Consider the following 25,177-nt stretch of genomic DNA (forward strand, 5'->3'; position numbering starts at 1 on the left):
CTCAAACTCCGCCCCCTGCCGTGGTCACCGGGGCCCCCTCCAGCGAATCCTGCGGCGCGGTCTTCGTATCACGATGCGTCACCGTGGGCGAAAAACCCGCGTCGCGCAACCGCGCGGCCATCCGTTCGGCGACATGCACCGAGCGGTGGCGGCCCCCGGTGCATCCGAACGCTATCGTAACATACGCCTTTCCCTCGGCCTGGTAGCGCGGCAGCAGCAGGAGCAGCAGCGACTCGATCTGGGTCATCGCCGCCGGATATGCGGGGTCGGCCGCGATATAGGCGGCCACTCGGGGGTCCTTGCCGGTGCCCGGGCGCAGCTCCGGATCCCAATGCGGATTGCGCAGGAAGCGCATGTCGAACACCAGATCGGCATCGCGCGGCAGCCCGCGGGCGAAGCCGAACGAGACGACCGAGATCACGGTGTCGCCCTGGCCCGCGCCCGAAAAGGTGGTGCGGATCTGCTGGGCGAGCTCGTTGGCGCTCAGGTCGGTCGTGTCGATCAGCCGGTTCGCCCAGCTGCGAAGCGGGGTGAGCAGCTCGCGCTCGTGCGCGATGCCGTCCTGCGCCGGGCGGTCCTGGGCCATCGGATGGCGGCGGCGCGTCTCGGAATAGCGCCGTTCCAGCTCGGCGCCCGAACATTCGAGGAACAGCGTGCCGACGTCATGGCCATGGTCCTCGCGCAGCTTCTTGATGCGGCGGACGATGTTCTCCGGATCGAAGCCGCGCGTCTGGGTGCCGATGCCGATGGCCAGGGGCCGATCGTCGTCGGCATCGCCCGGCGCGGTGTCGAGCAGGCGGTTGAGCAGCAGCAGGGGCAGGTTGTCGACGGTCTCCCAGCCCAGATCCTCGAGCGTGCGCAATACCGTCGACTTGCCGGCGCCGGACATGCCGGTGACGAGCAATATCTGTTTCGGGCGCTTGCTCGTCATGCGAACGCCTTCAGCGCATATTCGACCTTGATCGGCGCGGCCGGCTCGTTGGGGGCGAGCGCGATCACCGGCACGTCGACGCCGGCGATGCGCTGGGTGCGCCGGTCCTCGGGCAGGCGTGGCGCGGTGTCGAGCACCACCGCGATCAGCGCCACCGGCACTTCGGCAAGGCTGGGCAGCTCCACCGCGCCGATGCCGCGGATCTCGATGCGGCCGGCGGCACCGGTGGGTGCCGTGCCGCGCAGCTCGGCACCGCGCCGCACGCAAACGGTGCGCGTATCCGCCACCAGGGTGGCGCCGCGATCCAGCAGGCGGAGCAGCAGATCGGTGCGCTGCGCCTCGTCGCGCGCCTCGATCAGCACGCCGCGCCCGTCGATCGCCACACAGGCGCCCAGAATCGCTTCCGACGACAGCTCCGCCATCAATTGCGTCCCGTCAGTGGCAGTCGCACCACGAATCGCGCCCCGCTCAATCGATCCTCCCGCGATTCGACTGAAATGCTCCCCTGGTGGCCCTCGACGATCGTGCGGGCGATGGCAAGCCCCAGGCCGGAATGCTGGCCGAATGCCTCGTCCTGCGGGCGGACCGAATGGAAGCGGCGGAAGATGTTGTCGCGCGCTTCCTCGGGCACGCCGGGCCCCTCGTCCTCGACCCGGACGGTGAGATACTCCTCGTCGCTCGATGCCGAGATCGCGATCAGGCTCCTGGGCGGCGAGAAGGAGATGGCGTTCTCGATCAGGTTCTCGAACACGCGCTCCAGCCGCGCGCCTTCGCCGAGCACGGTGAGCTCGACATTGGGCCCGCGATCGAAGGCGATGCGGATGCCGTTCGGAATGCCGCGGGCCTCGCGCTGGTCGAGCAGTGCCTGGATCATCGCGCCGATGTCGACCGGCTCGAAGGTGGCGCGGCTGAGCTGGGCGTCGAGGCGGGAAGCCTCCGAGATGTCGGTGATCAGCCGGTCCAGGCGCAGTACGTCGTCGCGCACGATCTCGAGCAGCTGGTCGCGATGTTCCTTCTTCTTCACTGCCGCCATGCCGTCCACCGCGGAACGCAGCGAGGCGAGGGGGTTCTTCAGCTCGTGCGTGACGTCCGCGGCAAAGGCCTCGGTCGCGTCGATCCGGGCACGCAGCGCCTGGGTCATGTCGGACAGCGCGCGGGCGAGCAGGCCGATCTCGTCGCTCCGATCGGGCAGGCGGGGCACCACCACTTCGCGCGCACGGCCCAGCCTTACCCGGATCGCTGCCCGCGCGAGCAGGCGCAGTGGCCGCACGATCGTGCGCGCCAGGAACAGCGAGAGCAGGATGGAGAAGACCGAGACGAACAGCAGGACCATGCCCAGGCGGAAGCGCTCGGCCCGCACCGTCTGGGTGATGTCGCGCGCGTTCACCGTGGTCATCACCACGCCCAGCTCGGTGATCGGCGCGGCGGCGGTGATCACCGGCGTGCGATCGGGCGCGCGCCAGACGGTCGCGGGGGTGCCGTGCGCGGAAAGGGCAGTGCGCACGTCCGGCCAGTCGAGCCCCTGGTCCGCGGGGCGCTCGCGGTAGAGCGGCGCGCGATCGGCGCCGGCCACCGTGTCGATCACCGCATCGAGGAAGCGCGCCGCCTCCAGCCCCCAGGGATCCTTGTCCGGATCGCGCAGCACCACGTTGCGCAGGCCCAGCGCCTTGCTGTCCGCGAGCAATTTCCCCTTTTCGTTGAACAGGCGGATGCGCGTGCCGGTGTCGCGCGCCAGGCTGAGCACCAGCAGGTCGCGGCGCTTCTCGTCCTTGGCGGAGGCCAGGGCCTGGGCGATCAGCCGCACCTCGCGGCCGGCCTGCTCCACCCGGCTGTCCACGATCCGGCTGCGATAGGAATCGAGATAGGAGAAGCCGCCGCCCAGCAGCGCCAGCGCGAAGATGTTCACCGCGAGGATGCGCGGCGTCAGGCTGACCCGATTGGACCATTTGAGCGCGAGGTCGCGCTCGTCCCTATTCGTCCGAGAACCGGTAGCCCGCGCCATACAACGTCTCGATGGCGTCGAACTCCGAGTCGACCTGCCGGAACTTGCGGCGCACGCGCTTGATGTGGCTGTCGATGGTGCGGTCATCGACATAGATGTCGTCCTGATAGGCGGCATCCATCAGCTGGTTGCGGGTCTTCACGATGCCCGGGCGTTGCGCCAGCGTCTCCAGGATCAGGAATTCGGTGACGGTCAGCGTCACGTTGATGCCGTTCCAGGTCACGCGGTGGCGCGCCGGGTCCATGGTGAGCCGCCCGCGCTCCAGCGCCTCGGCAGTCACTTCCTCGCCCCCTTCCGCGCTGGGCTGCGTCGCTTCGGTGCGGCGCAGGATCGCGCGGATCCGCGCGATCAGCAGCCGCTGGCTGAACGGCTTGGCGATATAGTCGTCCGCGCCCATCGCCAGGCCGAGCGCCTCGTCGAGCTCGTCGTCCTTGCTGGTGAGGAAGATCACCGGGATGGTGCTCTTCTCGCGCAGCCGGCGGAGCAGCTCGAGTCCGTCCATCCGCGGCATCTTGATGTCGAGCACCGCTAGGTCGGGGGGATTGTCGATCAGTGCCTTCAGGGCGCTTTCGCCATCCGAATAGACGCGTGTGAGGAAGCCCTCGGTCTGCAGCGCGATCGAGACGGAGGTGAGGATGTTGCGGTCGTCATCGACCAACGCGATCGTTGCGGTCATGCTTGTGCGGCACTCGGATCCATTGAATCCGTGGCGTAACCGAAAGTTCTTTGCCGCTCAATCGGCTGACAACGTTTACTCGGGTTGACCCCCGTCCGGCTGAGGTCCAAGGCCGCGCAATATTATTGCACCGGAGGGCAACAATCCGGGCAAGCACTTGGAGACGGAGGCTAATTTGACCGAGCGCACGCCGCGCCATGGTCTCGATGCGATGGGCATCGGGACGGACGCCGACATTATCTGGAACCTGGAGACCGCGCAGCTCGTCGAGCATGCCGTGCGCCGCGGCGAGGGCAAGCTGGCCAAGGACGGCCCGCTGGTCGTCACCACCGGCAAGCACACCGGCCGTTCGGCCAAGGACAAGTTCATCGTCCGCGACGCCACCACCGAGGACAGCATCTGGTGGGGCAAGGTCAACAAGGAGATGAGCCCGGCGCATTTCGCCGCCCTCAAGGCCGATTTCCTTGCCGCGCTGGCGGATCGCGACACGCTCTTCGTGCAGGATCTCCATGGCGGCTCGCAGGCCGAGCACCGCGTCAACGTGCGCGTGATCAACGAGCTGGCCTGGCACAATCTGTTCATCCGCACGATGCTGGTGCGTCCGCCGGCCGGGGACCTTGCCGGCTTCGTGCCGGAATACACGATCATCGACCTGCCGAGCTTCCGCGCCGATCCGGAGCGCCATGGCTGCCGCAGCGAGACGGTGATCGCGGTCAGCTTCAGCGAGAAGCTGATCCTGATCGGCGGCACCGCCTATGCCGGCGAGATGAAGAAGAGCGTCTTCGGGCTGCTCAACTATCTCCTGCCCCAGGACGGCATCATGCCGATGCACTGCTCGGCCAATATCGGCGCGAACGGCGATACGGCGGTGTTCTTCGGCCTGTCGGGCACCGGCAAGACCACGCTCTCGGCGGATGCATCGCGCACGCTGATCGGCGACGACGAACATGGCTGGTCGGACACTGCCGTGTTCAACTTCGAGGGCGGCTGCTACGCCAAGATGATCAACCTCTCGGCCGAGGCCGAGCCGGAGATCTTCGCCACGACGAAGCGCTTCGGCACGGTGCTCGAGAATGTCGTGATGGACGAGGAGAGCCGTGCGCTCGACCTCGCGGACAACAGCCTCGCCGAGAACAGCCGCGGTGCCTATCCGATCGACTTCATTCCCAACACTTCCGAGCGCAATCTCGGCCCGGTGCCGCGCAACATCATCTTCCTGACCGCGGATGCCTTTGGCGTGATGCCGCCGATCGCCAAGCTTACGCCGGATCAGGCGATGTATCACTTCCTCTCGGGCTATACCGCCAAGGTAGCCGGCACCGAGATCGGCGTGACCGAGCCCGAGGCGACTTTCTCCACCTGTTTCGGCGCCGCCTTCATGCCGCGCCATCCGGCGGTCTATGGCAATCTGCTCAAGGAGCGGATCGCGAAGGGCGGCGTGGATTGCTGGCTGGTCAATACCGGCTGGAGCGGCGGGCGCGCCACCGATCCGGGCATCAGGCGCATGCCGATCCGGGTGACGCGAGCGCTGCTCAACGCCGCGCTCGACGGCAGCCTGGCCCAGGCGGAGTTCCGCAAGGATCCCAATTTCGGCTTCATGGTGCCCGTAGCGGTGCCGGGGGTGGACGGCGCGATCCTCGATCCGCGCGCGGCCTGGGCGAACAAGGCGGACTATGACGCGACCGCCGGCAGGCTGGTCGACCAGTTCGTCGAGAATTTCGCCCAGTTCGCCGATCATGTCGATGCGGGCGTGCGTGAGGCGGCGCCCAAGGTCTCGGCCTGATCCGTCGCGCTTTTCCCGGCCGGATGCCCGGGGGAAATTGTGGGCGCCCGCGCCAAGCTGTGCTAAGCCTGCTCCCGTTCCGATCACTCGTAACGGGAGCAAGCATATGAGCATCCTCGACGGCATTCTCGGCCAGGTTTCGCAGAACGTGGACGTGGCCAATCTCGCGGCCAAGGTCGGGCTTTCGCCCGAGCATGTCGAGCAGGCGGTCCAGGCGCTCGCCAAGTTCCATCCGATGGACACCGACACTGCCGAAGGTGCCGCCTCGGCGACCGGGCTGCCGGTGGAGAAGCTCCAGGAGATCATCGGCCATATCGGCGGCGAAGGCTCGCTCGGCCGCTTCTCGCAGCTGATGCAGGAAGGCGGCGAGGGCGTGCTCGGCCAGCTCGGCGGCCTCGCCTCGGGGCTGTTCGGCACCAAGAGCTGAGGTTCGCGCAGGGCTCGCCCGGTCCCTGGCCGGGCGAGCCTCGCGCCTCAGCGCACCGCCGGCAGGATATGGTCCGGCGTGTATTTCTCCTGGGGCACGTACATCACCTTGTCCCCGTAATTGCCGCCGAAGATCGCGACGACCAGATCGAGCTTCGGCACCACGATCACCACCTGGCCGCCATTGCCCGCGGCATAGAAGGCCGGCAGCTTCGTGCCCTGCCAGGGCAGGTCGATTCCCCACCAGAGATAGCCATAGTGCAGCCCGCGCAGCTCGCCGCTCGGGGCAGTGGAGCGCCGCACCCAGTCGGCGCTCAGGATGCGCTTGCCCTGCCAGGTGCCGCCGTCCAGCATCAGCTGGCCGAGCTTCATGAAATCGCGCGGCCGGAACTGCGCGCCGCCGCCCATATAGGGCTCGCCGCTCGGCTGCAGGTTCAGGGCATAGGGCCCGAACTGCATCGGCCGGGCGATCAGCCGGTCGAAGCTCTGCTCCAGCGGCTCGCCGGTCACGCGCGCCAGCATGCCGCCGGCAAGGTTGGGGTTGGTGCTGCAATAGACGCGGCTCGCCCCCGGTGCCGCGACCATCGGCAGGTCGAGCGCATAGCGATACCAGTCGGGCTGGGCCTCCTGGTCCTGCATCACGTCCTCATTGCCCGGCGCCTTGGGATCGCGATCGTCGCAGTGGAATCCCGATGCCATGCCGAGCAGGTCGCCCAGCGTCATCGCCCGCTTGCGCGGATCGAGATCGGCGGGGAGCGTCTTCGCCATCGTCGCATAGACCGGCGTTTCCGGCCCGATCCGCGTGCCCTGCTGCATTGCCGCGCCGATCAGCACCGAAGTGAGGCTCTTCGCGGCCGAGCGCGTGTCGTGCAGGGCATCGCCGTCCGTGCCGTGGAGATATTCCTCGAGCACCAGCCGGCCATGGCGGGCGATCAGCACGGCATGGATATCCTGTGCGTGGACCGAATCGATCGGCTGGTCGATCAGCATCTGGACGAAGCGCTCGATCGCCGCACGGTCGATCCCTTCCGCCGCCAGCGTCGAGACCGGCCAGCCATCCTGCTTCGGCAGCGGCGCGCGATAGGCATAGGGCGCCGTGAGGCCGGGGCGGGGATAGAAATCGCTCAACGCGCCCGCCGGCTCGAAATCATAGCTGTTGCCGCGCCCGGGAATGGCGATCGAGAGCAGGCGGTTGCCGGCATCGAAGCTGCCGGTGGCGATCTCCACTTCCTCGGCCGCGCCGCCGGGCTTGCCGAGCAGTCGCACATGGCCGTCCTTCAGCTCGACATGCCTGAGGTCGACGTTGCGGCCGATATTGCGGTCGGGATTGCGCAGGAACACGCCGAGCCGCCCATCCGCCTCGCGGTCGATCTTCAGGTAGAGCGTGAAGGTCTCGTCGAGCGGCCGCACCTCGCCGCGCCAGAGCGAGGGGCCGGCGGCGGCGAGTACTACCGGGGTCGCATAGCGCATGCCGCCGGTGACGCTCCGGGGCTGGATCCAATGGCCGCGGATGCGGTCGCCTTCGATCCGCCCGCGAAAGCCGCCCAGCTCGCCCGGCAGCGTGAAGCGCAGCGTGTCGCCCGCCTGCGTCACCGCCGCCTCGCGCCCGGCGATCTCGGCGCGCCAGCCCGACGCTTCCCGGACCAGGGTGAGCGTGCCGCGCACATCCGGGCCGAAGCGCTTCTTCGCGGCCCAGAGCCCGACGAGATCCCGGGCCGCATCCTGCGCGGCGAGGGGAACCGGGAGAGTCATTGCGGCGGCGAGCAGGACGGAGAGGAAGGCGGTACGCATCGAAACCCTTTCATCGGTTGGGTCCGCCGCTCTGCGCGGGCCGCGCGCCACCGTCTTGTATCCGCGCAACCTCGCGCCGCCAGCGGGCCGGCGTGGCGCTGAACGCGTCCCGGAAAGCGTGGCTCAGATGCGCCTGGTCGACGAAGCCGGTGGCATAGGCCACTTCCGCCAGCGAGGCCGTGCCGCTCCCCAGCATGGCCGCCGCCCGTTCCAGCCGCCGCCCGCGCAGCAGTTCGCCCGGGGTGCAATGGAGATAGCGGCGAAATACGCGGGCGAGGTGCACCGGGTGCACCCCGGCCTCGCGGGCAAGGTCGGCGACGCATAGTTCCGGGTCGTCGGCAGTGAAGCTCATCTCGAATACCCGGCGCAACCAGGAAGGCGGCCTGGCGGCACGTCGCGCCTCGTCGGAGGAGAGCGGCTGCACGCTGGCGACCAGCTGGTGCGCGCGCCCGTCAAAGGCGAGGGGGGAGGGCGCCGCACGGTCGAACTGCGCCGCGACGGCGTGCGCCGTCCAGATCGCATAGGGATCGAGCACCCGCACCGCCGGCCCTTCGCCGCGCGCATATCCGCCCGAGATGGCGAAGAAGCTGCCCCGGCCGTTATGGAACCGGTCGCGGTGCGTGGTGCCGGGCGGGTTGAACACCAGCAGCGGCGTGCGCGAGACCGGCGGCGCATCCCTGGCCGAGGATTTGTACCCGCCCGAAAGGACGAGCACGAAATGCGCCTCGTCATGCGTATGCGTCTCGACTTCGTGCTCGGGCGCGGTGGCGGCAAGGCGATGATAAGTGAAGCCGCCGATCGCGCGATAGGCGGGGCCGTCGCCCCAGAATTCATGCCGCGCCCGCCGCAACGCCACCGTTTCCAGCCCCTCTTGGTTTGCCAGCTGTATTAGTTCGGCAATACTCTTCGATCAACCGCCAGCGCGATTCCGGCGCCCGTGGCATAGGCGAGGAAATCAAGCCACTCGAAGCTGCCGCCGAGCACCACGGCGGCGACCCGGTTGCCGCGCAGCCCGAGCAGGTCGAGGATGTGGATCGCCTGGCCGAACTCGATCAGCGCGCCGATCGCGAAGGCCGCCGCCGCGGCGGGCAGGGGCCGGATCGGCAGCACCGCGCGCAGGCTGCAATGGACGAGGATCACCGCCAGCACATCGCCCAGATAGGGCCGCACGAAGCGATCCCGGACATGGAGCGCGATCAGCACTTCCACCACCAACAGCAGCGCCGCGACGATCGCGTGGCGCGGGCGCCAGGCCATCAGCCCTTGCGTTCGGCGATGTGCCGGTCGATCACATGGCCCAGCACGGTCATCGGCACATTGCCGCCCAGCACCACCGCATCGTTGAACGCGCGGAAATCGTAGCGCTCGCCCAGCGCGGCCTTGGCATGGTCGCGCAGGCGATTGATCTCGCTATGCCCCACCTTGTAGCCGCATGCCTGGCCCGGCCAGGAGCAATAGCGATCGACCTCGCCGGAGACTTCCTCCACCGATGAGCCGTTGGCGGTGACGAACCAGTCGATCGCCTGCTGCCGCGTCCAGCGCTTGGCATGGAGGCCGGTATCGACGACCAGCCGGCAGGCGCGGAAGCCGAGCGACTGGAGATAGCCGAGCTTCTCCGCCGGATTCTCGGCATAGACGCCCAGTTCGTCGGCCAGCTGCTCGGCATAGAGCGCCCAGCCTTCCGAATAGGCGTTGAAGGCCAGGATCGAGCGGATCAGCGGCATCCGATTGGCATATTCGCCCTGCCAGACATGGCCCGGAATCGCTTCGTGATAGGCAAGGTCGGGCAGGCTGAAGCGGGTGTGCAGGCTGGTGGTGCGCAGGTTGATCCAGAACTTGCCCGGGATCGTGCCGTCGATCGATCCCGCGCCGCCATAGGCGCCGGGCGCGCCAGGCTCCTCCTCGGGCGGCAGCCGCTTCACTTCGACATTGCCCTTCACCAGCGTGTGGAAGGCCTGGGGCATGCGGCCGCGAATGTCGGCGATGCGCTCGTTGAGGAATTTGAGGATCTCCGCGCGGCCCGGATCGCCCTCGGGAAAGGCGAAGCGCGGATCCTTGGCCAGCGCCTCCATCCGCGCGCCGACCGGGCCCTGCGAATAGCCCTGCTTCTTCAGGATCGCGTCCATCTCGGACTGGATCTTCGCCAGCTGGTCCAGGCCCATCTGATGGACTTCGTCGGGCGTCATCGCCGTCGTGGTGCCGGCGCTCAATGCCCAGGCATAATAGGCGTCGCCGTCCTTGAACTTCCACACCCCGGCATCGCTGGTCGCGCGGGCGCGGTGCTTCTGCAACTCGGTGATCTGCCGGTCGAGCGCGGGCGCCAGCCTGTCCTTGGCGAGCAGCCAGGCGCGCTCGCCGAAATCGCCGTCCATGCCCGCGGTGCGATTGGCGACCGAGGTGACCACGCCCCAGCCGGCGGGATTGCCGCTGCGGGCCAGCCGGATCTGCTTCAGGCATTTGTCGAGCAGGAAGTCGGGGGCGATCACGCCCCGGGCCGCCGCGCGCTTGAGCCGCTCGGTTTCGCCGTCGACCTGCTCGGCATAGCTTTCCAGCCGGTCGAGATAGGCCTCGCCATCCTCCGGCGTCGCGATCTGGTGGTCGCTGTCGAGCATGCGCGGCAGGTCGAGGAACGCACCGACATTCTGGACCACGACATAGGGCGAGTTGCGCCAGCTGCCGGTGGCCACGTCGCCATAGCCAAAGGCGAAGCCCTTGAGCGCGTTGGAGAAGCTTGCCTGGATCACGTCGACATGGGTGCGCATCGCCGGGCTCAGCGCGTTCGTGTCGAGCTTCGCCAGGTCGGCCAGCCCCTTTTTCAGATTCGCCGCGATCCGCGCCTGGCCCTTGGCCGAGCGATCCATCAGCTGGTGCTTCAGGTTCGCGCGCTTGTCCTTGTCGACGCCCAGCGTGGTCGCCGTTTCGGGATAGTCGCGCAGCATCTGCTCGGCGATCCGGTCGATCAGCGCCTGGGCCGGCGCGTCATTATCGGCCAGCAGCGCGCGGGCCCCGGCGGGCGTGCCGGCGATCGCGAGCGTCGAGCCCGCGCCGAGCAGCAACTGGCGGCGAGTGGTGTTCATTCGGAATTCCTCGAAACGGCGGTCATCCCCGCCGGCGCGGGGATGACGAAGAAAGAAACATCAGGCAGGCTCGACGTCGAGCGAACCGCCCCGGCCGCCGATGATGCGGACCTGCGCTCCCACCGGCGCATCCGGGCCGCTCGCCAGCCATTCGCCATCGCCCACCTTCACCCGGCCCTGCCCCGATACGATGGGCTCGACCACGGTGACCACCTGGCCGATCAGCCGGGCGACGCGATCGTTGAGCAGCGGGTCCTGGCTCGGCACCGGATTGGCGCGATACCAACGCCGCCCGACCGCCACTGCCGCTGCCGAGGCCCCCGCGAACAGGAACACTTCGAACACCAGGTCGAACGCCGGCACGAGCAGGGTGACGATGCCGGTCACCGCGGCACCGGCGGCGATGAAGACCAGGAAGACGCCCGGCACGAGCAGCTCGGCGATGGCGAGCAGCGCGGCGAGGATCAGCCAGGCCAGGCCCGGCACGGCGAGCAGTTGATCGAAGTTCATCTCAACTCTCCTGAGGTCCGAACGGCCGCGGGCGCGACGGGGCCGGCGGCGCGGGCGGGCGCGGCGCACCGCCATTGCCGCCGCTGCCGCCCAGCGCGTCGCGCGCCAGCTCGCCGATGCCGCCCAGCGTGCCGATCAGCTGGGTCGCCTCGACCGGGAACAGGATGGTCTTGGCGTTGGGCGACGTCGCGAACTTGCCGACCGCTTCCACATATTTCTGCGCGATGAAGTAGTTGAGCGACTGGCTGGAACCCGCCTCGATCGCGTCCGAGACGAGCTGGGTCGCCTTGGCCTCGGCCTCGGCCGAGCGTTCACGCGCCTCGGCGTCGCGGAAGGCTGCTTCGCGCCGGCCCTCGGCCTCCAGGATCTTGGACTGTTTCTGGCCCTCGGCGCGCAGGATCTCCGAGGCGCGGGTGCCCTCGGCCTCCAGGATGTTGGCGCGCTTCTCGCGCTCGGCCTTCATCTGGCGGCCCATCGCGTTGACGATGTCGGCGGGCGGGCGGATGTCCTTGATCTCCACGCGCGTGATCTTCACGCCCCACGGCGTCGTCGCATGGTCGACCACCGAAAGCAGCCGGGCGTTGATCTCGTCGCGCTTCGACAGCGTCTCGTCGAGATCCATCGATCCCATCACGGTGCGCAGGTTGGTCGTGGTGAGCTGGAGCAGCGCGATATAGAGGTCCGACACCTCATAGGCGGCCTTGGCCGCGTCGAGGACCTGGAAGAACACCACGCCGTCGGTGGAGATCATCGCATTGTCCTTGGTGATGATCTCCTGGCCCGGAATATCGATCACCTGCTCCATCATGTTCACGCGCCGGCCGACCCGGTAGAAGAAGGCGGGATAGAAGTTGAAGCCCGGCGTCGCGACCGTGGTGAACCGGCCGAAATGCTCGATCGTGTACTGATAGCCCTGGCGGACGATCGTCACGCTGGAGAAGAGATAGAGCACGACCACCGCGGCCACCGCGCCCAGGAAGACATTGAGTACGAGCATTCCGACTCCCCCAAAGAATGTGGCCCAAAAAGAATGCGGCCCAAAAAGAATGTGGCCCTCGCCAATCCGATCCTTGCTAGCATAGAGATGGGCCATGATCACGGCCCGTCTCGCACCGCGCACCGCCCTGTTCCTCCCGGCCTCGAACCCGAGGGCGATCGAGAAGGCGCGCGGGCTTCCGGCCGATCTGGTGATCCTCGACCTGGAAGACGCGGTGAAGGACGCGGACAAGGCGGAGGCGCGCATCGCCGCGGTGGCGGCGGTGGCCGAGGGGTTCGGCCACCGCCTCGCCGCGATCCGCCTGAACGGGATCGGATCGGAGGAACATCTCCAGGATCTTGCCGCCGTGGCATCGTCCGCCGCCGATTTCGCGGTGCTGCCCAAGGCCGAGGGGGCGGCCGAGGTCGCGCGGGTGGCGGACGTGCTGGGCAAGCCGCTGCTGGCGATGATCGAGACTCCGCTCGGGGTGCTCGCCGCCGCCGCGATCGCCGCGGTGCCGGGCGTGGCGGGCCTGATCGCCGGCACCAACGACCTGGCCGCCGCGCTCCGCCTGCCGCCGTCGAGCGGTCGCGCGCAGATGTCGGTCGCGTTGCAGACGATCGTCCTCGCCGCCCGTGCCGGCGGGGTCTGGGCGCTGGACGGCGTGTTCAACCGGCTCGACGATGCCGAGGGGCTGGCGGCGGAGTGCCGCGAGGGGCGGGCGCTGGGTTTCGACGGCAAGTCGCTGATCCATCCCGGCCAGCTCGCCATCGCCGCCCGGGCCTTCGGTCCGAGCGAGGCCGAGATCGCCGATGCCCGCGCGCTGGTCGCGGCGGCGACGGGGGGCGCGGAGCGATATGAGGGGCGGATGATCGAGGCGATGCATGTCGACCAGGCCCGCGCCCTGCTCGAGCGTGCCGCCGATCGGACCACTCCGGAACATTTCGGCGCCTGAAGCCGGGCGGGCGGGGCGGACAGCCTCTATGATGACCATATGCCCGGCCTGTCCCTATTGCATCGAGACCTGCTTGCCGCGCTCGACGAGATCGAGACGCTCCTCGCCCAGCCCGGGCTGGACCAGCTGCGGCTGTCGCGCGTCCGCCTCTACATCTCCAGGGTCAATGGCGAGCGCCGCAACACGGTCGACGCGCTTTGCCTGGCGCGCGAGCGCGAGGCCGGCGGCGTCATCGCCCGGCAGTTCGCGGCGCTCCGCCAGTCGAACATCGACACCAGCATCGAATATACGATGCATGTCGGCGCCTGGGGCCTGCGCGAGATCGCGGAGGACTGGCCGGGCTATTGCCGCGCGTCCACGGCGCTCGTCCGCAGCCTGCGCCAGCAGATCGCGATTGAGCAGGCCCTGTTGTGCATGACGCCCGAAGATGCCGACCCCCTAGCGCTTTCCGACCCTCGCGGTTACATGGGCCGCCAACTTCCGAATCAGGACATTGGCGCACCCCATGGACATCCCCCTCGGCCTCACCTTCGATGACGTTCTCCTCTATCCGGGAGAATCCGAAGTCCTGCCGAGCATGGCCGATACCCGCACGCGGGTGACCCGCGGCCTTTCGCTCAACATTCCGATCCTCTCCTCGGCGATGGACACCGTCACCGAAGCCGACATGGCGATCGTGATGGCCCAGCTGGGCGGCATCGGCGTGCTCCACCGCAATCTCGACATCGAGGAGCAGGTGGAGGCGGTCCGCGCGGTGAAGCGCTTCGAGAGCGGCATGGTCGTCAATCCGATCACCATGGCGCCCACCGGCACGCTGGCCGAGGCCCGCGCGCTGATGGCGCAGCACAAGATCAGCGGCATTCCGATCGTCGAGGCGTCGGGCAGGCTCGCCGGCATCCTCACCAACCGCGACGTCCGCTTCGCCGAGCGCCCCGATCAGCGCGTTTCCGAGCTGATGACGCACGAGAACCTCGCCACCGTCCGCGCCGGCGTCTCTTCGGAAGAGGCGCGGCGCCTGCTCCACGCCCGCCGCATCGAGAAGCTGCTCGTCGTCGACGATGCCTATCGCTGCGTCGGGCTGATCACGGTGAAGGACATCGAGAAGGCGGTGAACTATCCCGCCGCCACCAAGGATGCCGCCGGCCGCCTCTGCGTCGCCGCCGCCACCACCGTGGGGGACAAGGGCTTCGCGCGCACCGAGGCGCTGGTCGATGCCGAGGTCGACCTGATCGTGATCGACACCGCACATGGCCACAACAAGGACGTGTCGCGGGCTGTCGAGCGGGTGAAGAAGCTCTCCAACCGCGTCCAGGTGATTGCCGGCAACATCGCCACCGCCGAGGCGGCCAAGGCGCTGATCGACGCGGGCGCGGACGGCGTGAAGGTGGGCATCGGCCCGGGCTCGATCTGCACCACCCGCGTGGTCGCCGGCGTCGGGGTGCCGCAGCTCACTGCGGTGATGGATGCCGCCAACGAGGCCGCGAAGCACGACGTGCCGGTGGTCGCCGATGGCGGCATCCGCACCTCGGGCGACGTCGCCAAGGCGATCGCGGCCGGCGCCTCCACCGCGATGATCGGCTCGCTGCTCGCGGGTACCGAGGAAGCGCCGGGCGAGACCTTCCTGTATCAGGGCCGCGCCTACAAGTCGTACCGCGGCATGGGCTCGGTCGGCGCGATGGCGCGCGGCTCGGCCGACCGCTATTTCCAGCAGGACGTGAAGGACCAGCTGAAGCTGGTGCCCGAGGGCATCGAGGGCCAGGTGGCGTTCAAGGGCCCGGCCAAGGACGTGATCCACCAGCTGGTCGGCGGCGTGAAGGCGTCGATGGGCTATGTCGGAGCCGCGACGATCGCCGAGTTCCAGAAGAAGGCGCGGTTCGTGCGCATCACCAATGCCGGCCTGCGCGAGAGCCATGTCCATGACGTGACGATCACTCGGGAAGCGCCGAACTACCCGACGCGGTGACGGGCAGGGCGCGATCCCGCGTCCGGACGGGCAGCGGGCTCGCGCCGCCGTCTATGCGATTGCGCGGGCTCGACAAATCGTTACCCTCCGGACGGTGCCAAGTTTCCATGACCTCCGGCCCGTGCCGGCCGACGCCCTGCTTCGACCGCTCCCCGGTTCAGCGCCCGGGATCATTCCCGGCGCGCCGTCCCTGTCGGACGGTTTCTCTCCCGCGCAACTATGGGGAGCGCTTGGGCTGAGCCTGGCGATTTGCGGCGCGCTGCTGTGGAAGGCGCAGCTCGGCGTCGATCTGCTGCGGCCGGGCAACGCACCCTATTTCCTGGCGCTCGCCCTGGCTTTCGCCGTTCGCCCGGTTTTCGGCCGCACGAGTTTCCGCTGGGCGGAGGCGGCGGCCGACTGCGCGGAGTATTTCGCCTTCTTCACCGCCATGGCGCTGATCGGCGCGGTCAGCAGCTATCCGCTGGCGGCGCTGTCGCACGGCTTCGCCGATCCGTGGCTGCAGAGAGTCGACGAGGCGCTGCGCTTCAACTGGCTCGCCTGGTACGAGATGGCCGCCAGGCACCGGAGCCTGCAATTGCTCGGCATGGCTGCCTATCAGAGCATCTATGTGATTCCGGCGGCCTTGCTCGCGGCCTTTGCGATCCGCGGCCAGCGCCGCGAAGCGCATCGCTTTCTCGCCGGTTTCTGGCTGGCCGCATTGATCACGCTGACCCTGTACCTGTTCATGCCGGCGGTGGGGCCGCTCTCCTATCTCTGGAAGGGGCCGATCCCCTATATGCCGAGCAGCGCCATCTGGCAGGAAACGCTCATCCCCCCGCTTCGCGCGCACCAGCTGAGTCGCGTCAATCTCGACGAACTGCGCGGCCTGGTCTCGGCCCCCAGCTTCCATACCGCCTCGGGCGTCCTCTATATCGCCGCGGCCTGGCGCTGCGGAAACCTGCGCTGGCCGCTGATCTGCCTGAGCCTGGCGATGCTGTTGTCGGTGCCGGTGGAAGGGACGCACTATCTGTCGGACATGATCATCGGCGCAGCCGTGGCGCTGGCGGCGCTGATGCTCGCATCCAGGCTGATGGACAGATTCGGGCGCGACACGCCGGGACTCCGCGCGCGCCCGGCATAGGGATGCCTAGGTTGAGTTCTCATATTCCTCCTTCGTCACCCCGGCCTTGCGCCGGGGTCCCGCTGCCTTGCTGACGGAAGAAGAAGCGGGATCCCGGCGCAAGGCCGGGATGACGGTGAAAGATCAGATAGTTGTTCGAGTTCTCAACCTAGGCGCCATAGCCGATCCGCACCTTGCCCGCCGCCTCGGCCGCCACGCGGCGCGCCGCATCGGTATCCCCGGCGAGGGCCAGCGCCACGCCCATCCGCCGGTACGGCCGCGAATTCGGCTTGCCGAAGATCCGCACGTCCACTTCGCCGCCCGGCACCGCCAGCGCCTCGGCCAGCCCGTCATAGGACAGGTCCTCCGCAGCCCGGTCCGCCAGGATCACCGCCGATGCCGAGGGCCCGCGCAGCACGATCGAGGGGATGGGCAACCCCATCACCGCGCGCGCATGCAGGTCGAACTCGCTGAGGTTCTGCGAAATCAGGGTCACCATGCCGGTGTCGTGGGGGCGGGGGGACAGTTCGGAGAAGATCACTTCCTCGCCCTTCACGAAGAACTCCACGCCGAACAACCCATAGCCGCCCAGATCGTCGACCACCTTGCGCGCCATCTCCTGCGCGTCCGCTATGGCGGAGGCGGACATGGCGGCGGGCTGCCAGCTCTCCTGATAGTCGCCGCGCTCCTGGCGGTGGCCGATCGGCGGGCAGAAGAGCACGCCCTGGCGCGTGCGGACCGTGAGCAGCGTGATCTCATAGTCGAAGGCGACGAACTCCTCGACGATCACGCGCTTGCGATCGCCGCGCATGTTCGCGACCGCATAGTCCCAGGCCGCCTCCAGGCCATCGGCCGAGCGCACCGTGCTCTGCCCCTTGCCCGAGGAGGACATGACCGGCTTGATCACGCAGGGCAGCCCGGTGTGGCCGGCCCCGGCCAGCACTTCCTCCAGGCTCTCGGCATAGCGGTATCGCGAGGTGCGCAGGCCGAGCTCGACCGCCGCGACTTCGCGGATGCCGTCGCGGTTCATGGTCATCTGCGTCGCGCGGGCAGAGGGGACGATGGTGACGCCCTCGGCCTCCAGTTCGGCGAGCACCTCGGTGCGGATCGCCTCCACTTCGGGCACGACATAATCGGGCCGGTGCTTCTCCACCGCCGCGCGCAGCAGCGCCCCGTCGAGCATCGAGAACACTTCGAAGCCGTCCGCCACCTGCATCGCCGGGGCGCCCGCATAGGCGTCGCACGCGATCACATGGGCGCCCAGCCGCTTGGCCGAGATCACGAACTCGCGGCCGAGCTCGCCCGAGCCGAGGAGCAGGATCTTTGCCGTGAACGCCATGTGCTTGCCTTCCGATTGGGTTGGCGTGGCTGTGGCGGGATCGGCCGGCAATGTCGAGATTCCGCTGTCAAAGTTGGAGATGTTCTGCTTCTGGTCGGGGTATGCCGAGCGCGATTGCCCCGACCCGCGACCCCTCCCGCACCCGCGCGGAGGTTCAAGCGATTCAACATTTTGTTCAACCGCCCGGTTTGATGTCGTGAACCCCTCGGCGCGTCTCCAGGCTGCCATCGACCTGCTCGACAAGATCACCGATGCCGCCCGCGACCAGGGCGGATCGGCCGACACGATCATCGCCCGCTGGTTCGGCGAGCGCCGCTATGCCGGCTCCAAGGACCGCCGGGCGATCCGTGCGCTGGTCTATGATGCGATCCGCATGCTCGGCGACCGCCCGGAAAGCGGCCGCGCCGCGATGCTGGCGCTGGCCGCGCGCCGGCCCGAGCTGGCGGCCCTGTTCGACGGATCGCCCTATGGTCCCGCGCCGATCGTGCCGGGCGAGCCCGTTGCCGAAGCGGGCGTGCTGCCGGGCTGGCTGGCGGCTGCCTTCCTGGCATCGGACCTCGATGCCGATGAGCAGGGAGCATTGCTCGAGCGTGCCCCGCTCGACATTCGCGTCAACACGCTGAAGGCCGATCCGGCGGCGATCCGGGCGGAGATCGCCGGCGCGGTGCCGCTGCCGGGCCTGCCGGCGGGGCTGCGCGTGCCTTCGGATACGGCGATCGAGCAACTCCCGGCCCATAAGGACGGCTTGCTCGAGGTGCAGGATGCCGGCAGCCAGCTGGTCAGCCTGGCGGCGGGCGCCGGGCGCGGGCAGCGCGTCATCGATCTGTGCGCGGGCGGCGGCGGCAAGACGCTCGCGCTCGCTGCGGCGATGGCGAACCATGGTTCGATCCTCGCCTGCGATATCGACCGCGCGCGGCTTTCCCGGCTGATGCCCCGAGCCGAGCGGGCCGGGGTGTCGATCGCGGAGACCCGCCTGCTCAATCCCAACCAGGAAGCCGCGATGCTCGCCGACCAGGCCGGCCGCGCCGATGTCGTGCTGGTCGATGCACCCTGTTCGGGCACCGGCACCTGGCGCCGCAACCCCGAGGCGCGCTGGCGGCTGACGCCGCAGCGGCTGGACCGATACGTCGCGACTCAGGCGGCGCTGCTCGATATCGCCGCCGATCTCGTCCGCCCCGGCGGCGTGCTGGTCCATGTCGTCTGCTCGCTGCTCGATGCGGAAGGGGCGGGGCAGGCCGAGGCGTTCCTTGGCCGGCATCCGGGCTGGAGTGCCGAGCCGCTGGCGCTCGGGGCCGGCACGCCGCGTGGCCCGGGGCTGCGCTTCACCCCGCTGGGGGACTCGACCGATGGCTTTTTTGTCGCGAGGATGCGCCGGCCATGATAGCGACGGGGCAGATTTCGGAGAATGTGATGCGTTTCACTGCGATTGGGGCAGCCGGTGCGTTGCTGCTGCTCTCGGTTTCCACCTCGCTGATGGCGCAGCGTGCCGACAACCAGATCGATCCGCGCTCGGTGGAACTCGTCAGGCAGGGCCGCGCGGCGCTGGCTGCCGGTAATTTCGAAGGTGCGGGCGATGCGCTGGAAAGCGCGCTGGCGGTGGATCCGCGCAACCGCGAAGCCTATCTCGTCCTCGCCGAGATCGCCCGCAAGAACAGCCTGCCCGGCAAGGCGATCCGCCTCTATCGCGAGGCGCTGAGCCTCGAGCCGAACGACACCGCGGCGCTGCGCGGCCAGGGCGAGGCGATGGTCGCCAAGGGCGCGATGGAGCGGGCGAAGGAAAATCTGGCCAAGATCGAGAAGCTCTGCGCCAAGGGGTGCGCCGATGCGACTCAGCTCTCGGCGGCGATCGCCAAGGGGCCGCCGGTCACCACTGCCCAGGCCGAACCCGCCCCGACGCCGAGCGCCACGCCGACGGCCAAGCCCTGATCCTGCCTGCCCGGGGCCCGATCCTGCTTGCAATGTAGGGTTTCGCCTGCTGGGATTTCCCGGCGGGCCGATCCGGTGCCGTCGCTCTTTGACGAGTTCAACCCAGGGTGCGGGCCAGCCCGGCGAATTCCGCGACGGTCACCGTTTCGGCGCGGCGGCTGGAATCGATGCCCAGCGTCTCCATTGCCTCCAGCGCGCCGGGCACGCCCTTCAGGCTCTGGCGCAGCATCTTGCGGCGCTGGCCGAACGCGGCGGCGGTGAGCGTCTCCAGCGTCTTCAGCCGCACGCCTTCGGGCGGCGTGCCGGGGACGATGTGGACGACCGCGGACATCACCTTGGGCGGCGGCGTGAAGGCCGAGCGGTGGACGTGCATCGCGATCTTCGGAGTCGAACGCCATTGGGAAAGCACGGCCAGCCGGCCATAATGCTCGGTGTCCGGGCCGGCGACGATCCGCTCGGCGACTTCCTTCTGGAACATCAGCGTCAGGCTGGCCCACCACGGCGCCCATTCGGCCGAAAGCCAGCCGACGAGCAGGGCGGTGCCGACATTATAGGGCAGGTTGGCGACGACATGGGGCTTGCCCTGGAACAGCGCGGGCGCGTCCACTTCCAGTGCATCGCCTTCGATGACGCGGAGCTTGCCGGGGAAATAGCTGCCGAGCTCCTCGAGCGCGGGAATGCAGCGTCGGTCACGCTCCACCGCGGTGACGCTGGCACCGCCCTGGAGCAGCGCCCGGGTGAGGCCGCCCGGGCCGGGGCCGACCTCGAACACCTCGGCGCCGTCGAGCTTGCCGGGCACCTTGGCGATGCGGGCGAGGAGCTGGTGGTCGAACAGGAAATTCTGGCCCAGCGCCTTGCTCGCGCTGAGACCATATTTGCCGATGACGTCCCGGAGAGGCGGAAGGCTGGTCACGCCGCGGCTTCGGCCCTGCGCTGCGCGGCGCTGGCGGCCAGCTTGATCGCGGCGATCATCGCCCCGGGATTGGCGGCGTCCTTGCCGGCGATGCCGAAGGCGGTGCCGTGGTCGGGCGAAGTGCGCACGATGGGCAGGCCGAGGGTGATGTTCACGCCCTCGTCGAAATGCAGCGTCTTGATCGGGATCAGCGCCTGGTCATGAGTCGGGCAGAGCGCGGCGTCATAGCCGGCCCGGGCGCGGGCGTGGAACATCGCATCGGCGGCGAAGGGGCCGATCGCGTCGATTCCCTCCTCGCGCAGCCGGGCGATGGCGGGCTGGAGGACGTCGATCTCCTCCCGCCCGATCTCGCCGCTCTCGCCGGCATGGGGGTTGAGGCCGGCAAAGGCGAGCCGGGGGCGCTCGATGCCGAAATTGCGCAACAGGCCGCGCGCGGTGACGCGGGCCTTGGTGAGCACCAGCTCGATGGTGAGCAGCTCGGGCACCCGGGCCAGCGGCTCGTGCACGGTGATCGGCACCACGCGCAGCGTGGGGCCGGCGAGCATCATCACGGCGTTCTCGGGGGAGATGCCGCAGCGTTCGGCGACGAACTCGGTCTGGCCGGGATGGGTGAAGCCGATCTTGTAGAGCTGGACCTTCGATACCGGGCCCGTCACCACGCCGCCGGCGGCGCCGGCATTGGCAAGGCCGACCGCCAGCTCAAGCGACTGGAGCGCCGCCTTCGCGCTGGCCTCGTCGGGGCTGCCCGGGGTGACCTCGCAGGTGTCGCTGACGGCGAGCACCGGGAGCGCGTCGCCAAAGACGCCGGCCGCTTCGTCCGGATTGTTGATGCGCGCCACCGGGCCGTCCCACACGCGCTCGACTGCGCCCGGGCAGCCGATGGCGAAGAAGGGCGCGAGCGAGTGAAGCTCGCGCGCCTTCCATGCCTTGGCGGTGATCTCGGGGCCGATTCCGGCCGAATCGCCCATGGATATGGCGAGCGGCCGGATCACCTCAGCGATATTCGATGAGCGCGTCGCGCCGCAGGTCGCGGAGCATGCGCTGCGCACGCAGATTGGTACGCTTGTCGGCCTCGCCGTCCTGGATCTGCTCGAGCGAGGGCAGGCCGGGAGCCGGCGGATCGTCGCGGCCGCATACGACGAGAACGCGCACGCCGTCCTCGATCGTGCCGAAGGGCTGGGTCACCTGGCCCACCTGCAGCGGCAGGATGATCTGCTGGAGCGCGGGCGGCAGCTCGCCGATCACCACGCCGTCCTTCTCGACCACCTCGGCATTCTGCGCGGCGGCGACGTTGGAGGCATCGCCGCAGCCCTTGATGGCCTGGGTCGCCTGCGCGAACTGGCCGGCGCGCGCCGTGGCCTGCGCCTCGGTCGTGCCCTTGGGGAAGGAAATGGTGATCTGGCGCAGCGAGAGCTTGGCGCCCCGCGGATCGGCCATGCCGACCTTGCGCTTGTCGGCGAGATAGACGACCGTGAAGCCGGTGGTGAGCGGGATCGGACCGGCGACCTGACCGGGCTGCATTTCCTCGACGGCCTTGGTCATCTCGTCCGGCAGGACGCCGGGAGCGAGGCGGACCCAGCCGAGATCGCCGCCCTGGCCCTTGGTCGAGCTCTCCGAATAGGTCTTGGCGAGATAGTCGAACGGCGCGCCTTCCTTCATCTGCTGGATGATGCGCTGCATGCCCGCATAGACTTCCTGCTTACGGTCGTCGGTCGCGTTCATGTAGATTTCGTAGACGTGATATTCCTCGCTGCCCTGCGCGGCCTTGAGGCGGTCGAGAATGGCCTTGGCCTCCTCGTCGCTCACGTTGATGTCCACCTTGCGGCGCAGCAGCCGGCTCCAGGCGACTTCGCCCTCGACCTGCTTGCGCATCGTGCGTTCCGAAGCGCCGACCTCGCGCAGGAAGGCGCGCATCTGCTCGGGCGTCTTCTGGAGGCGGCGCGCGACCGAGGCGAAGCTCTGGTCGATCTCCTTGGGGTCCACCTTGATCTCGTTGGCCTTGGCCTCCTGGATCTGCAGCGTCTCGTCGATCAGCTGGCGCAGGATCATCATGCGATACTGATCGCGCTCTTCCGGCTTCAGGTTGAGCTTGTTGAGCGCGATGATCAGGTTGAGCCGCTGGTCGACGTCGGTGCCGGTCAGCACCGTGTCGTTCACGATGGCGGTGGGCTTGCGGACATTCGGATCGGCCTTGCCGAACAGCTTGAGATCGCGGGGAAGATCGAGCTGGGCGGCGAGCGCCGCTTCCTGCTCCTCCTGCGACGCAGGCGACGGCGCCGGCGTGTTCGGGGCGGTCTGCGCCATGGCGGCGGAGGCCAGGCTGGAGATCGCGAGCGCCAGAACGGACGAGCGGCCTGCGCGGATCGCCTTGGTAACACCAATGTTCACGTGAATCCGTACCCTCAAATCTGCCGGAAGCGTGGCGCTTACTGGCCAATTGTGCCTGAACTTAGGCTTACCGGCGGTTCCCCTCTGCCGCGGAGCCTAGCGTCCGAGATTCTTGAACGCCAGCGTGAACAGATAGGAGTTGCCGCGCGACGCGTCGCCAGTGGTGGCATAGTCGCGCTTCCAGGTGAAGCCCAGCCTCAGGCAATCGTCCTCATAGGTGATGCCGACGCGGTGGCGCACCGGCTCGAACCCGTCGGAGAGTGAGGTCGGGTCCTCCTTGCGGTCGGTGAGGTCGACCAGCGTCGAGCCCGAGATCGACCAGAAGCGCGCGATCTGGACGCGGGCGCCGAGCCGCAGCTCCTCGCGGTCCTGCAGGTCTTCCAGCGACGCGCTGATGTTGCGGTTGAGCCGCAGATAGCCGAGCTGGATATAGGTTGACCGCGAGCCGAGCGTCATGTCGACTTCGTTGCGGCGGAAGGCGAGGTTGTCCTTGTCCAGCCGGTAGCGATGGGTGAAGCTGATGAAGTCGCGGAAGCGGATCACCGTGCGGCCGACGATGTCGGAAACCCGGTCGGTCAGCCCCGTCCCGTCGGGGAACAGCGTGGGGCGCGACGAGATGCGATAGCTCTGGCCGATATTCGCGTCGATCGAGAAGCCCGGCAGATAGAGCGCATAGTCCATGCCCCAGGTGAACCGGGTCGAATCCTCGAACCGGTCATAGCCCGGGAAGCGATTGAGCGCGAAGAGGTTGGAATCCTCCAGATCCACCGCGCGGGCGTCCTCGTTGGGGACTTCCAGATTGGCGATCTTGGGCGAGGCGACAACCTGGAAACGGGGCGTGATTCGCTGAGTGCCGCCGAACAGGCTGCCGACCAGCGGCCATTTCACGTCCACCGCAGCGGCGGCGATGCCGCGGGTGTGGAAGCCGTCCTCGCCGCGATAGCTGACCACGCTGGTCAGGTTCGTGTCCGAGGCGTTGTAGAGGTCGCCCCGGGCATAGGCGGTCAGAGTCACTTCCTGACCCCAATTGGTCAGGCGGCGCAGGTCCCAGCGGGCGCTGGCGAAGGCGCGCTGCGAATCCTGCCCGTCCGAGCGGCCGATCGCCAAAGTGTTGAGCTGGAACTCGAAGCGCCCGCCGACCAGCCCGTCGTCCATCCGACGGCGATAGTCGATCTCGGGCAGGGCATAGGGCTGCAGGCCCTGACGATCGCCGACCCGCAGCGTCTGCACCACCCAGGCGTTTATCGAAAAATAGCTATCGGCATCAATACGTTCTACGCGAATATTATTGCGCAGCCTGTCATCGCGCGAAATGTCGTAGCGACGCAGGAAGGTGCGATCGGTAGTCAGCCGCAGCGAGGCGCTGACGCTCCAGGCCGGATCGAGCTGGAAATTGCCGACCGCGTCGAAATAGCCGCGAAAGTCGTTCTTCGAAGTGGCCGGCGTGACGGGAACCGTCAGATCGTCTGCCCGGCGGCTATAGGTGCCATAGGCGCTGAGCCGGAAGGCGCCGAGCGCATTCAGCTCGCGATAATCGGCCTGCAGCACCGGCAGCACGTTGGTGTAGATGCGCGGCGTGATCGTCAGGTCGCGATTGGGCGCGAAGCTGAGATAATAGGGCAGGGCGAACTGGAAGCCGTTGGTGCGATTGTAGCGCAGGTCCGGCGACAGGATGCCGCTGGCGCTCTCGCCGCCCACCGGGTGCGAGAAGACCGGCAGGGGGATCGTCGCGAAACCGAACACCGAGACACGGGCGCCGGTGTAGCGCAGCCGCTTCGTGTCGGGATCATAGACTACCCGGTCCGCAGTGACTTTCCAGGTCGGCTCCTTGGGGCATCCTTCCGAATCGCCGACCGCGCAGGGCGTGTAGGCGGCGTTGTGGACGATGAAGCTGCCGTCCTCATGGCGCTCGCCGCGCTGGGCGGCAACGCGCCCGCCCGCGTCGAGCACGACCAGCATGTTCTGGACGACGCCGTCCTTCAGCGTGTCGGTCAGCTCGATCTTGTCGCCATAGGCGCTGTCGCCCTGCGGATTGACCAGGACGACATTGCCCTCGGCCACCACCCGGCCCGACTTGCGGTTCCACACCACCTTGTCGGCGCGTAGCCGCTCGCTGCGGCGATAGAGGCGGACATCGCCGGTGGCGGTCACCACGTCCTGCTCATTATCGTATTCGAGCTGGTCGGCAGTGAACTGGATCTGGTCCTCGCCCTCGCCCTCGGGTAGTGCCGTTGGCGACGGGGGCGGCGGCTCGACCGCCGGAGTCTGCAGATTGGGGGTGGCCGCCGGAAGCGGGGCCGGCGCAGGAGCGGGCGCGCGCTGATTCGGCTCGGTCTGCGTCTGCGCGCGCGCTTCGGCCGCCAGGCACAGGCCCAGCGCGGCCGACAGCAGCAAGGCCTTGCGCGTCACTTCGATTCCCACC

General features: G+C 68.4%; 23 protein-coding genes. 8 read left to right on the forward strand and 15 right to left on the reverse strand.

All coding sequences use genetic code 11. The features are described from left to right. Position 1: 1 nt before the first annotated feature. The 4 genes from rapZ to ACIQCS_RS03075 are packed head-to-tail and all read right to left on the reverse strand — an operon-like array spanning position 2 to position 3,609. Complete coding sequence (gene rapZ, locus ACIQCS_RS03060) at positions 2–931, reverse strand: RNase adapter RapZ (RefSeq protein ID WP_345851823.1); 930 nt, start codon at positions 929–931, stop codon at positions 2–4. Further along, positions 928–1,353: an aldolase gene (locus ACIQCS_RS03065; protein WP_345851824.1), complete on the reverse strand. Its 426-nt coding sequence runs from the start codon at positions 1,351–1,353 to the stop codon at positions 928–930. Before ACIQCS_RS03065 ends, rapZ begins: the two co-directional genes overlap by 4 nt. Next, positions 1,353–2,933 carry a stimulus-sensing domain-containing protein gene (locus tag ACIQCS_RS03070; RefSeq protein WP_345851825.1) on the reverse strand — a complete coding sequence of 527 codons (1,581 nt, stop codon included), beginning with the start codon at positions 2,931–2,933 and terminating at the stop codon, positions 1,353–1,355. Before ACIQCS_RS03070 ends, ACIQCS_RS03065 begins: the two co-directional genes overlap by 1 nt. Beyond that, positions 2,902–3,609 (reverse strand): response regulator transcription factor, encoded by a 708-nt coding sequence (locus tag ACIQCS_RS03075; protein WP_280279008.1) that lies wholly within the window; start codon positions 3,607–3,609, stop codon positions 2,902–2,904. Before ACIQCS_RS03075 ends, ACIQCS_RS03070 begins: the two co-directional genes overlap by 32 nt. Positions 3,610–3,784: 175 nt before the next feature. Between ACIQCS_RS03075 and ACIQCS_RS03080 the strand changes: the two genes are divergently transcribed. Beyond that, entirely contained in the window at positions 3,785–5,392 is a 1,608-nt protein-coding gene (locus ACIQCS_RS03080; RefSeq protein WP_345851827.1) for a phosphoenolpyruvate carboxykinase, read from the forward strand. A 106-nt stretch (positions 5,393–5,498) separates the two neighbouring features. Continuing rightward, positions 5,499–5,819: a hypothetical protein gene (locus ACIQCS_RS03085; protein WP_280279006.1), complete on the forward strand. Its 321-nt coding sequence runs from the start codon at positions 5,499–5,501 to the stop codon at positions 5,817–5,819. A 47-nt stretch (positions 5,820–5,866) separates the two neighbouring features. On the opposite strand, the gene ACIQCS_RS03090 is transcribed toward ACIQCS_RS03085, so the two are convergent. The 6 genes from ACIQCS_RS03090 to ACIQCS_RS03115 are packed head-to-tail and all read right to left on the reverse strand — an operon-like array spanning position 5,867 to position 12,193. Then, complete coding sequence (locus ACIQCS_RS03090) at positions 5,867–7,609, reverse strand: serine hydrolase (protein ID WP_345851829.1); 1,743 nt, start codon at positions 7,607–7,609, stop codon at positions 5,867–5,869. Between the two features lie 10 nt (positions 7,610–7,619). Beyond that, complete coding sequence (locus tag ACIQCS_RS03095) at positions 7,620–8,465, reverse strand: AraC family transcriptional regulator (RefSeq protein WP_345851831.1); 846 nt, start codon at positions 8,463–8,465, stop codon at positions 7,620–7,622. Positions 8,466–8,497: 32 nt separating this feature from the next. Then, positions 8,498–8,866, reverse strand: a complete 369-nt coding sequence (locus ACIQCS_RS03100; RefSeq protein WP_345851832.1) for a DUF2809 domain-containing protein — start codon at positions 8,864–8,866, stop codon at positions 8,498–8,500. Further along, positions 8,866–10,686, reverse strand: coding sequence for a DUF885 domain-containing protein (locus ACIQCS_RS03105; RefSeq protein ID WP_345851833.1), 1,821 nt, complete (start codon positions 10,684–10,686; stop codon positions 8,866–8,868). Before ACIQCS_RS03105 ends, ACIQCS_RS03100 begins: the two co-directional genes overlap by 1 nt. Positions 10,687–10,746: 60 nt before the next feature. After that, a complete protein-coding gene (locus ACIQCS_RS03110; RefSeq protein WP_345851834.1) occupies positions 10,747–11,196 on the reverse strand; it encodes an NfeD family protein in 450 nt (149 codons plus the stop codon). 1 nt (position 11,197) lies between these two features. After that, positions 11,198–12,193, reverse strand: a complete 996-nt coding sequence (locus ACIQCS_RS03115) for an SPFH domain-containing protein (protein WP_294051363.1) — start codon at positions 12,191–12,193, stop codon at positions 11,198–11,200. Positions 12,194–12,287: 94 nt separating this feature from the next. Here ACIQCS_RS03115 and ACIQCS_RS03120 point away from each other — a divergent pair, with 94 nt between their 5' ends. The 4 genes from ACIQCS_RS03120 (at position 12,288) to ACIQCS_RS03135 (ending at position 16,210) form a co-directional block, all read left to right on the forward strand. Next, the gene (locus ACIQCS_RS03120) at positions 12,288–13,127 is read left to right on the forward strand and encodes an HpcH/HpaI aldolase/citrate lyase family protein (protein ID WP_401530035.1); all 840 of its coding nucleotides are present in this window, start codon (positions 12,288–12,290) and stop codon (positions 13,125–13,127) included. A gap of 39 nt (positions 13,128–13,166) precedes the next feature. After that, the gene (locus tag ACIQCS_RS03125) at positions 13,167–13,664 is read left to right on the forward strand and encodes a hypothetical protein (protein WP_345851836.1); all 498 of its coding nucleotides are present in this window, start codon (positions 13,167–13,169) and stop codon (positions 13,662–13,664) included. Next, a complete protein-coding gene (gene guaB, locus ACIQCS_RS03130; RefSeq protein ID WP_294051362.1) occupies positions 13,633–15,090 on the forward strand; it encodes an IMP dehydrogenase in 1,458 nt (485 codons plus the stop codon). The genes ACIQCS_RS03125 and guaB overlap by 32 nt, the downstream gene beginning before the upstream one ends. Positions 15,091–15,211: 121 nt before the next feature. After that, positions 15,212–16,210 (forward strand): phosphatase PAP2 family protein, encoded by a 999-nt coding sequence (locus tag ACIQCS_RS03135; protein ID WP_345851839.1) that lies wholly within the window; start codon positions 15,212–15,214, stop codon positions 16,208–16,210. A gap of 148 nt (positions 16,211–16,358) precedes the next feature. Here ACIQCS_RS03135 and purT read toward each other — a convergent pair whose 3' ends face one another. Beyond that, complete coding sequence (gene purT / locus ACIQCS_RS03140; RefSeq protein WP_345851841.1) at positions 16,359–17,528, reverse strand: formate-dependent phosphoribosylglycinamide formyltransferase; 1,170 nt, start codon at positions 17,526–17,528, stop codon at positions 16,359–16,361. 196 nt (positions 17,529–17,724) lie between these two features. Between purT and ACIQCS_RS03145 the strand changes: the two genes are divergently transcribed. Beyond that, positions 17,725–18,909 carry an RsmB/NOP family class I SAM-dependent RNA methyltransferase gene (locus ACIQCS_RS03145; protein ID WP_345851842.1) on the forward strand — a complete coding sequence of 395 codons (1,185 nt, stop codon included), beginning with the start codon at positions 17,725–17,727 and terminating at the stop codon, positions 18,907–18,909. A gap of 29 nt (positions 18,910–18,938) precedes the next feature. Next, positions 18,939–19,454, forward strand: a complete 516-nt coding sequence (locus tag ACIQCS_RS03150) for a tetratricopeptide repeat protein (RefSeq protein ID WP_345851843.1) — start codon at positions 18,939–18,941, stop codon at positions 19,452–19,454. Between the two features lie 97 nt (positions 19,455–19,551). Here ACIQCS_RS03150 and rsmA read toward each other — a convergent pair whose 3' ends face one another. The 4 genes from rsmA to ACIQCS_RS03170 form a co-directional block, all read right to left on the reverse strand. Then, positions 19,552–20,367: a 16S rRNA (adenine(1518)-N(6)/adenine(1519)-N(6))-dimethyltransferase RsmA gene (gene rsmA, locus ACIQCS_RS03155; RefSeq protein ID WP_345851844.1), complete on the reverse strand. Its 816-nt coding sequence runs from the start codon at positions 20,365–20,367 to the stop codon at positions 19,552–19,554. Beyond that, positions 20,364–21,359: a 4-hydroxythreonine-4-phosphate dehydrogenase PdxA gene (gene pdxA, locus ACIQCS_RS03160; protein WP_345851846.1), complete on the reverse strand. Its 996-nt coding sequence runs from the start codon at positions 21,357–21,359 to the stop codon at positions 20,364–20,366. The genes rsmA and pdxA overlap by 4 nt, the downstream gene beginning before the upstream one ends. Position 21,360: 1 nt before the next feature. Beyond that, positions 21,361–22,755, reverse strand: a complete 1,395-nt coding sequence (locus tag ACIQCS_RS03165) for a peptidylprolyl isomerase (RefSeq protein WP_345851848.1) — start codon at positions 22,753–22,755, stop codon at positions 21,361–21,363. A 96-nt stretch (positions 22,756–22,851) separates the two neighbouring features. After that, the gene (locus tag ACIQCS_RS03170; RefSeq protein WP_345851849.1) at positions 22,852–25,164 is read right to left on the reverse strand and encodes an LPS assembly protein LptD; all 2,313 of its coding nucleotides are present in this window, start codon (positions 25,162–25,164) and stop codon (positions 22,852–22,854) included. Positions 25,165–25,177: the final 13 nt, after the last annotated feature.

The sequence above is a fragment of the Sphingomonas sp. NPDC092440 genome, assembly GCF_044754985.1.
Lineage (GTDB): Bacteria > Pseudomonadota > Alphaproteobacteria > Sphingomonadales > Sphingomonadaceae > Sphingomonas.

Excerpts from the sequence above, each read along its gene's own strand:
- rapZ (WP_345851823.1), bottom strand. The coding sequence starts at position 931 with ATGACGAGCAAGCGCCCGAAACAGATATTGCTCGTCACCGGCATGTCC.
- ACIQCS_RS03065 (WP_345851824.1), bottom strand. The coding sequence starts at position 1,353 with ATGGCGGAGCTGTCGTCGGAAGCGATTCTGGGCGCCTGTGTGGCGATC.
- ACIQCS_RS03070 (WP_345851825.1), bottom strand. The coding sequence starts at position 2,933 with ATGGCGCGGGCTACCGGTTCTCGGACGAATAGGGACGAGCGCGACCTC.
- ACIQCS_RS03075 (WP_280279008.1), bottom strand. The coding sequence starts at position 3,609 with ATGACCGCAACGATCGCGTTGGTCGATGACGACCGCAACATCCTCACC.
- ACIQCS_RS03085 (WP_280279006.1), top strand. The coding sequence starts at position 5,499 with ATGAGCATCCTCGACGGCATTCTCGGCCAGGTTTCGCAGAACGTGGAC.
- ACIQCS_RS03090 (WP_345851829.1), bottom strand. The coding sequence starts at position 7,609 with ATGCGTACCGCCTTCCTCTCCGTCCTGCTCGCCGCCGCAATGACTCTC.
- ACIQCS_RS03100 (WP_345851832.1), bottom strand. The coding sequence starts at position 8,866 with ATGGCCTGGCGCCCGCGCCACGCGATCGTCGCGGCGCTGCTGTTGGTG.
- ACIQCS_RS03105 (WP_345851833.1), bottom strand. The coding sequence starts at position 10,686 with ATGAACACCACTCGCCGCCAGTTGCTGCTCGGCGCGGGCTCGACGCTC.
- ACIQCS_RS03110 (WP_345851834.1), bottom strand. The coding sequence starts at position 11,196 with ATGAACTTCGATCAACTGCTCGCCGTGCCGGGCCTGGCCTGGCTGATC.
- ACIQCS_RS03115 (WP_294051363.1), bottom strand. The coding sequence starts at position 12,193 with ATGCTCGTACTCAATGTCTTCCTGGGCGCGGTGGCCGCGGTGGTCGTG.
- ACIQCS_RS03120 (WP_401530035.1), top strand. The coding sequence starts at position 12,288 with ATGATCACGGCCCGTCTCGCACCGCGCACCGCCCTGTTCCTCCCGGCC.
- ACIQCS_RS03125 (WP_345851836.1), top strand. The coding sequence starts at position 13,167 with ATGCCCGGCCTGTCCCTATTGCATCGAGACCTGCTTGCCGCGCTCGAC.
- guaB (WP_294051362.1), top strand. The coding sequence starts at position 13,633 with ATGGACATCCCCCTCGGCCTCACCTTCGATGACGTTCTCCTCTATCCG.
- purT (WP_345851841.1), bottom strand. The coding sequence starts at position 17,528 with ATGGCGTTCACGGCAAAGATCCTGCTCCTCGGCTCGGGCGAGCTCGGC.
- ACIQCS_RS03150 (WP_345851843.1), top strand. The coding sequence starts at position 18,939 with ATGCGTTTCACTGCGATTGGGGCAGCCGGTGCGTTGCTGCTGCTCTCG.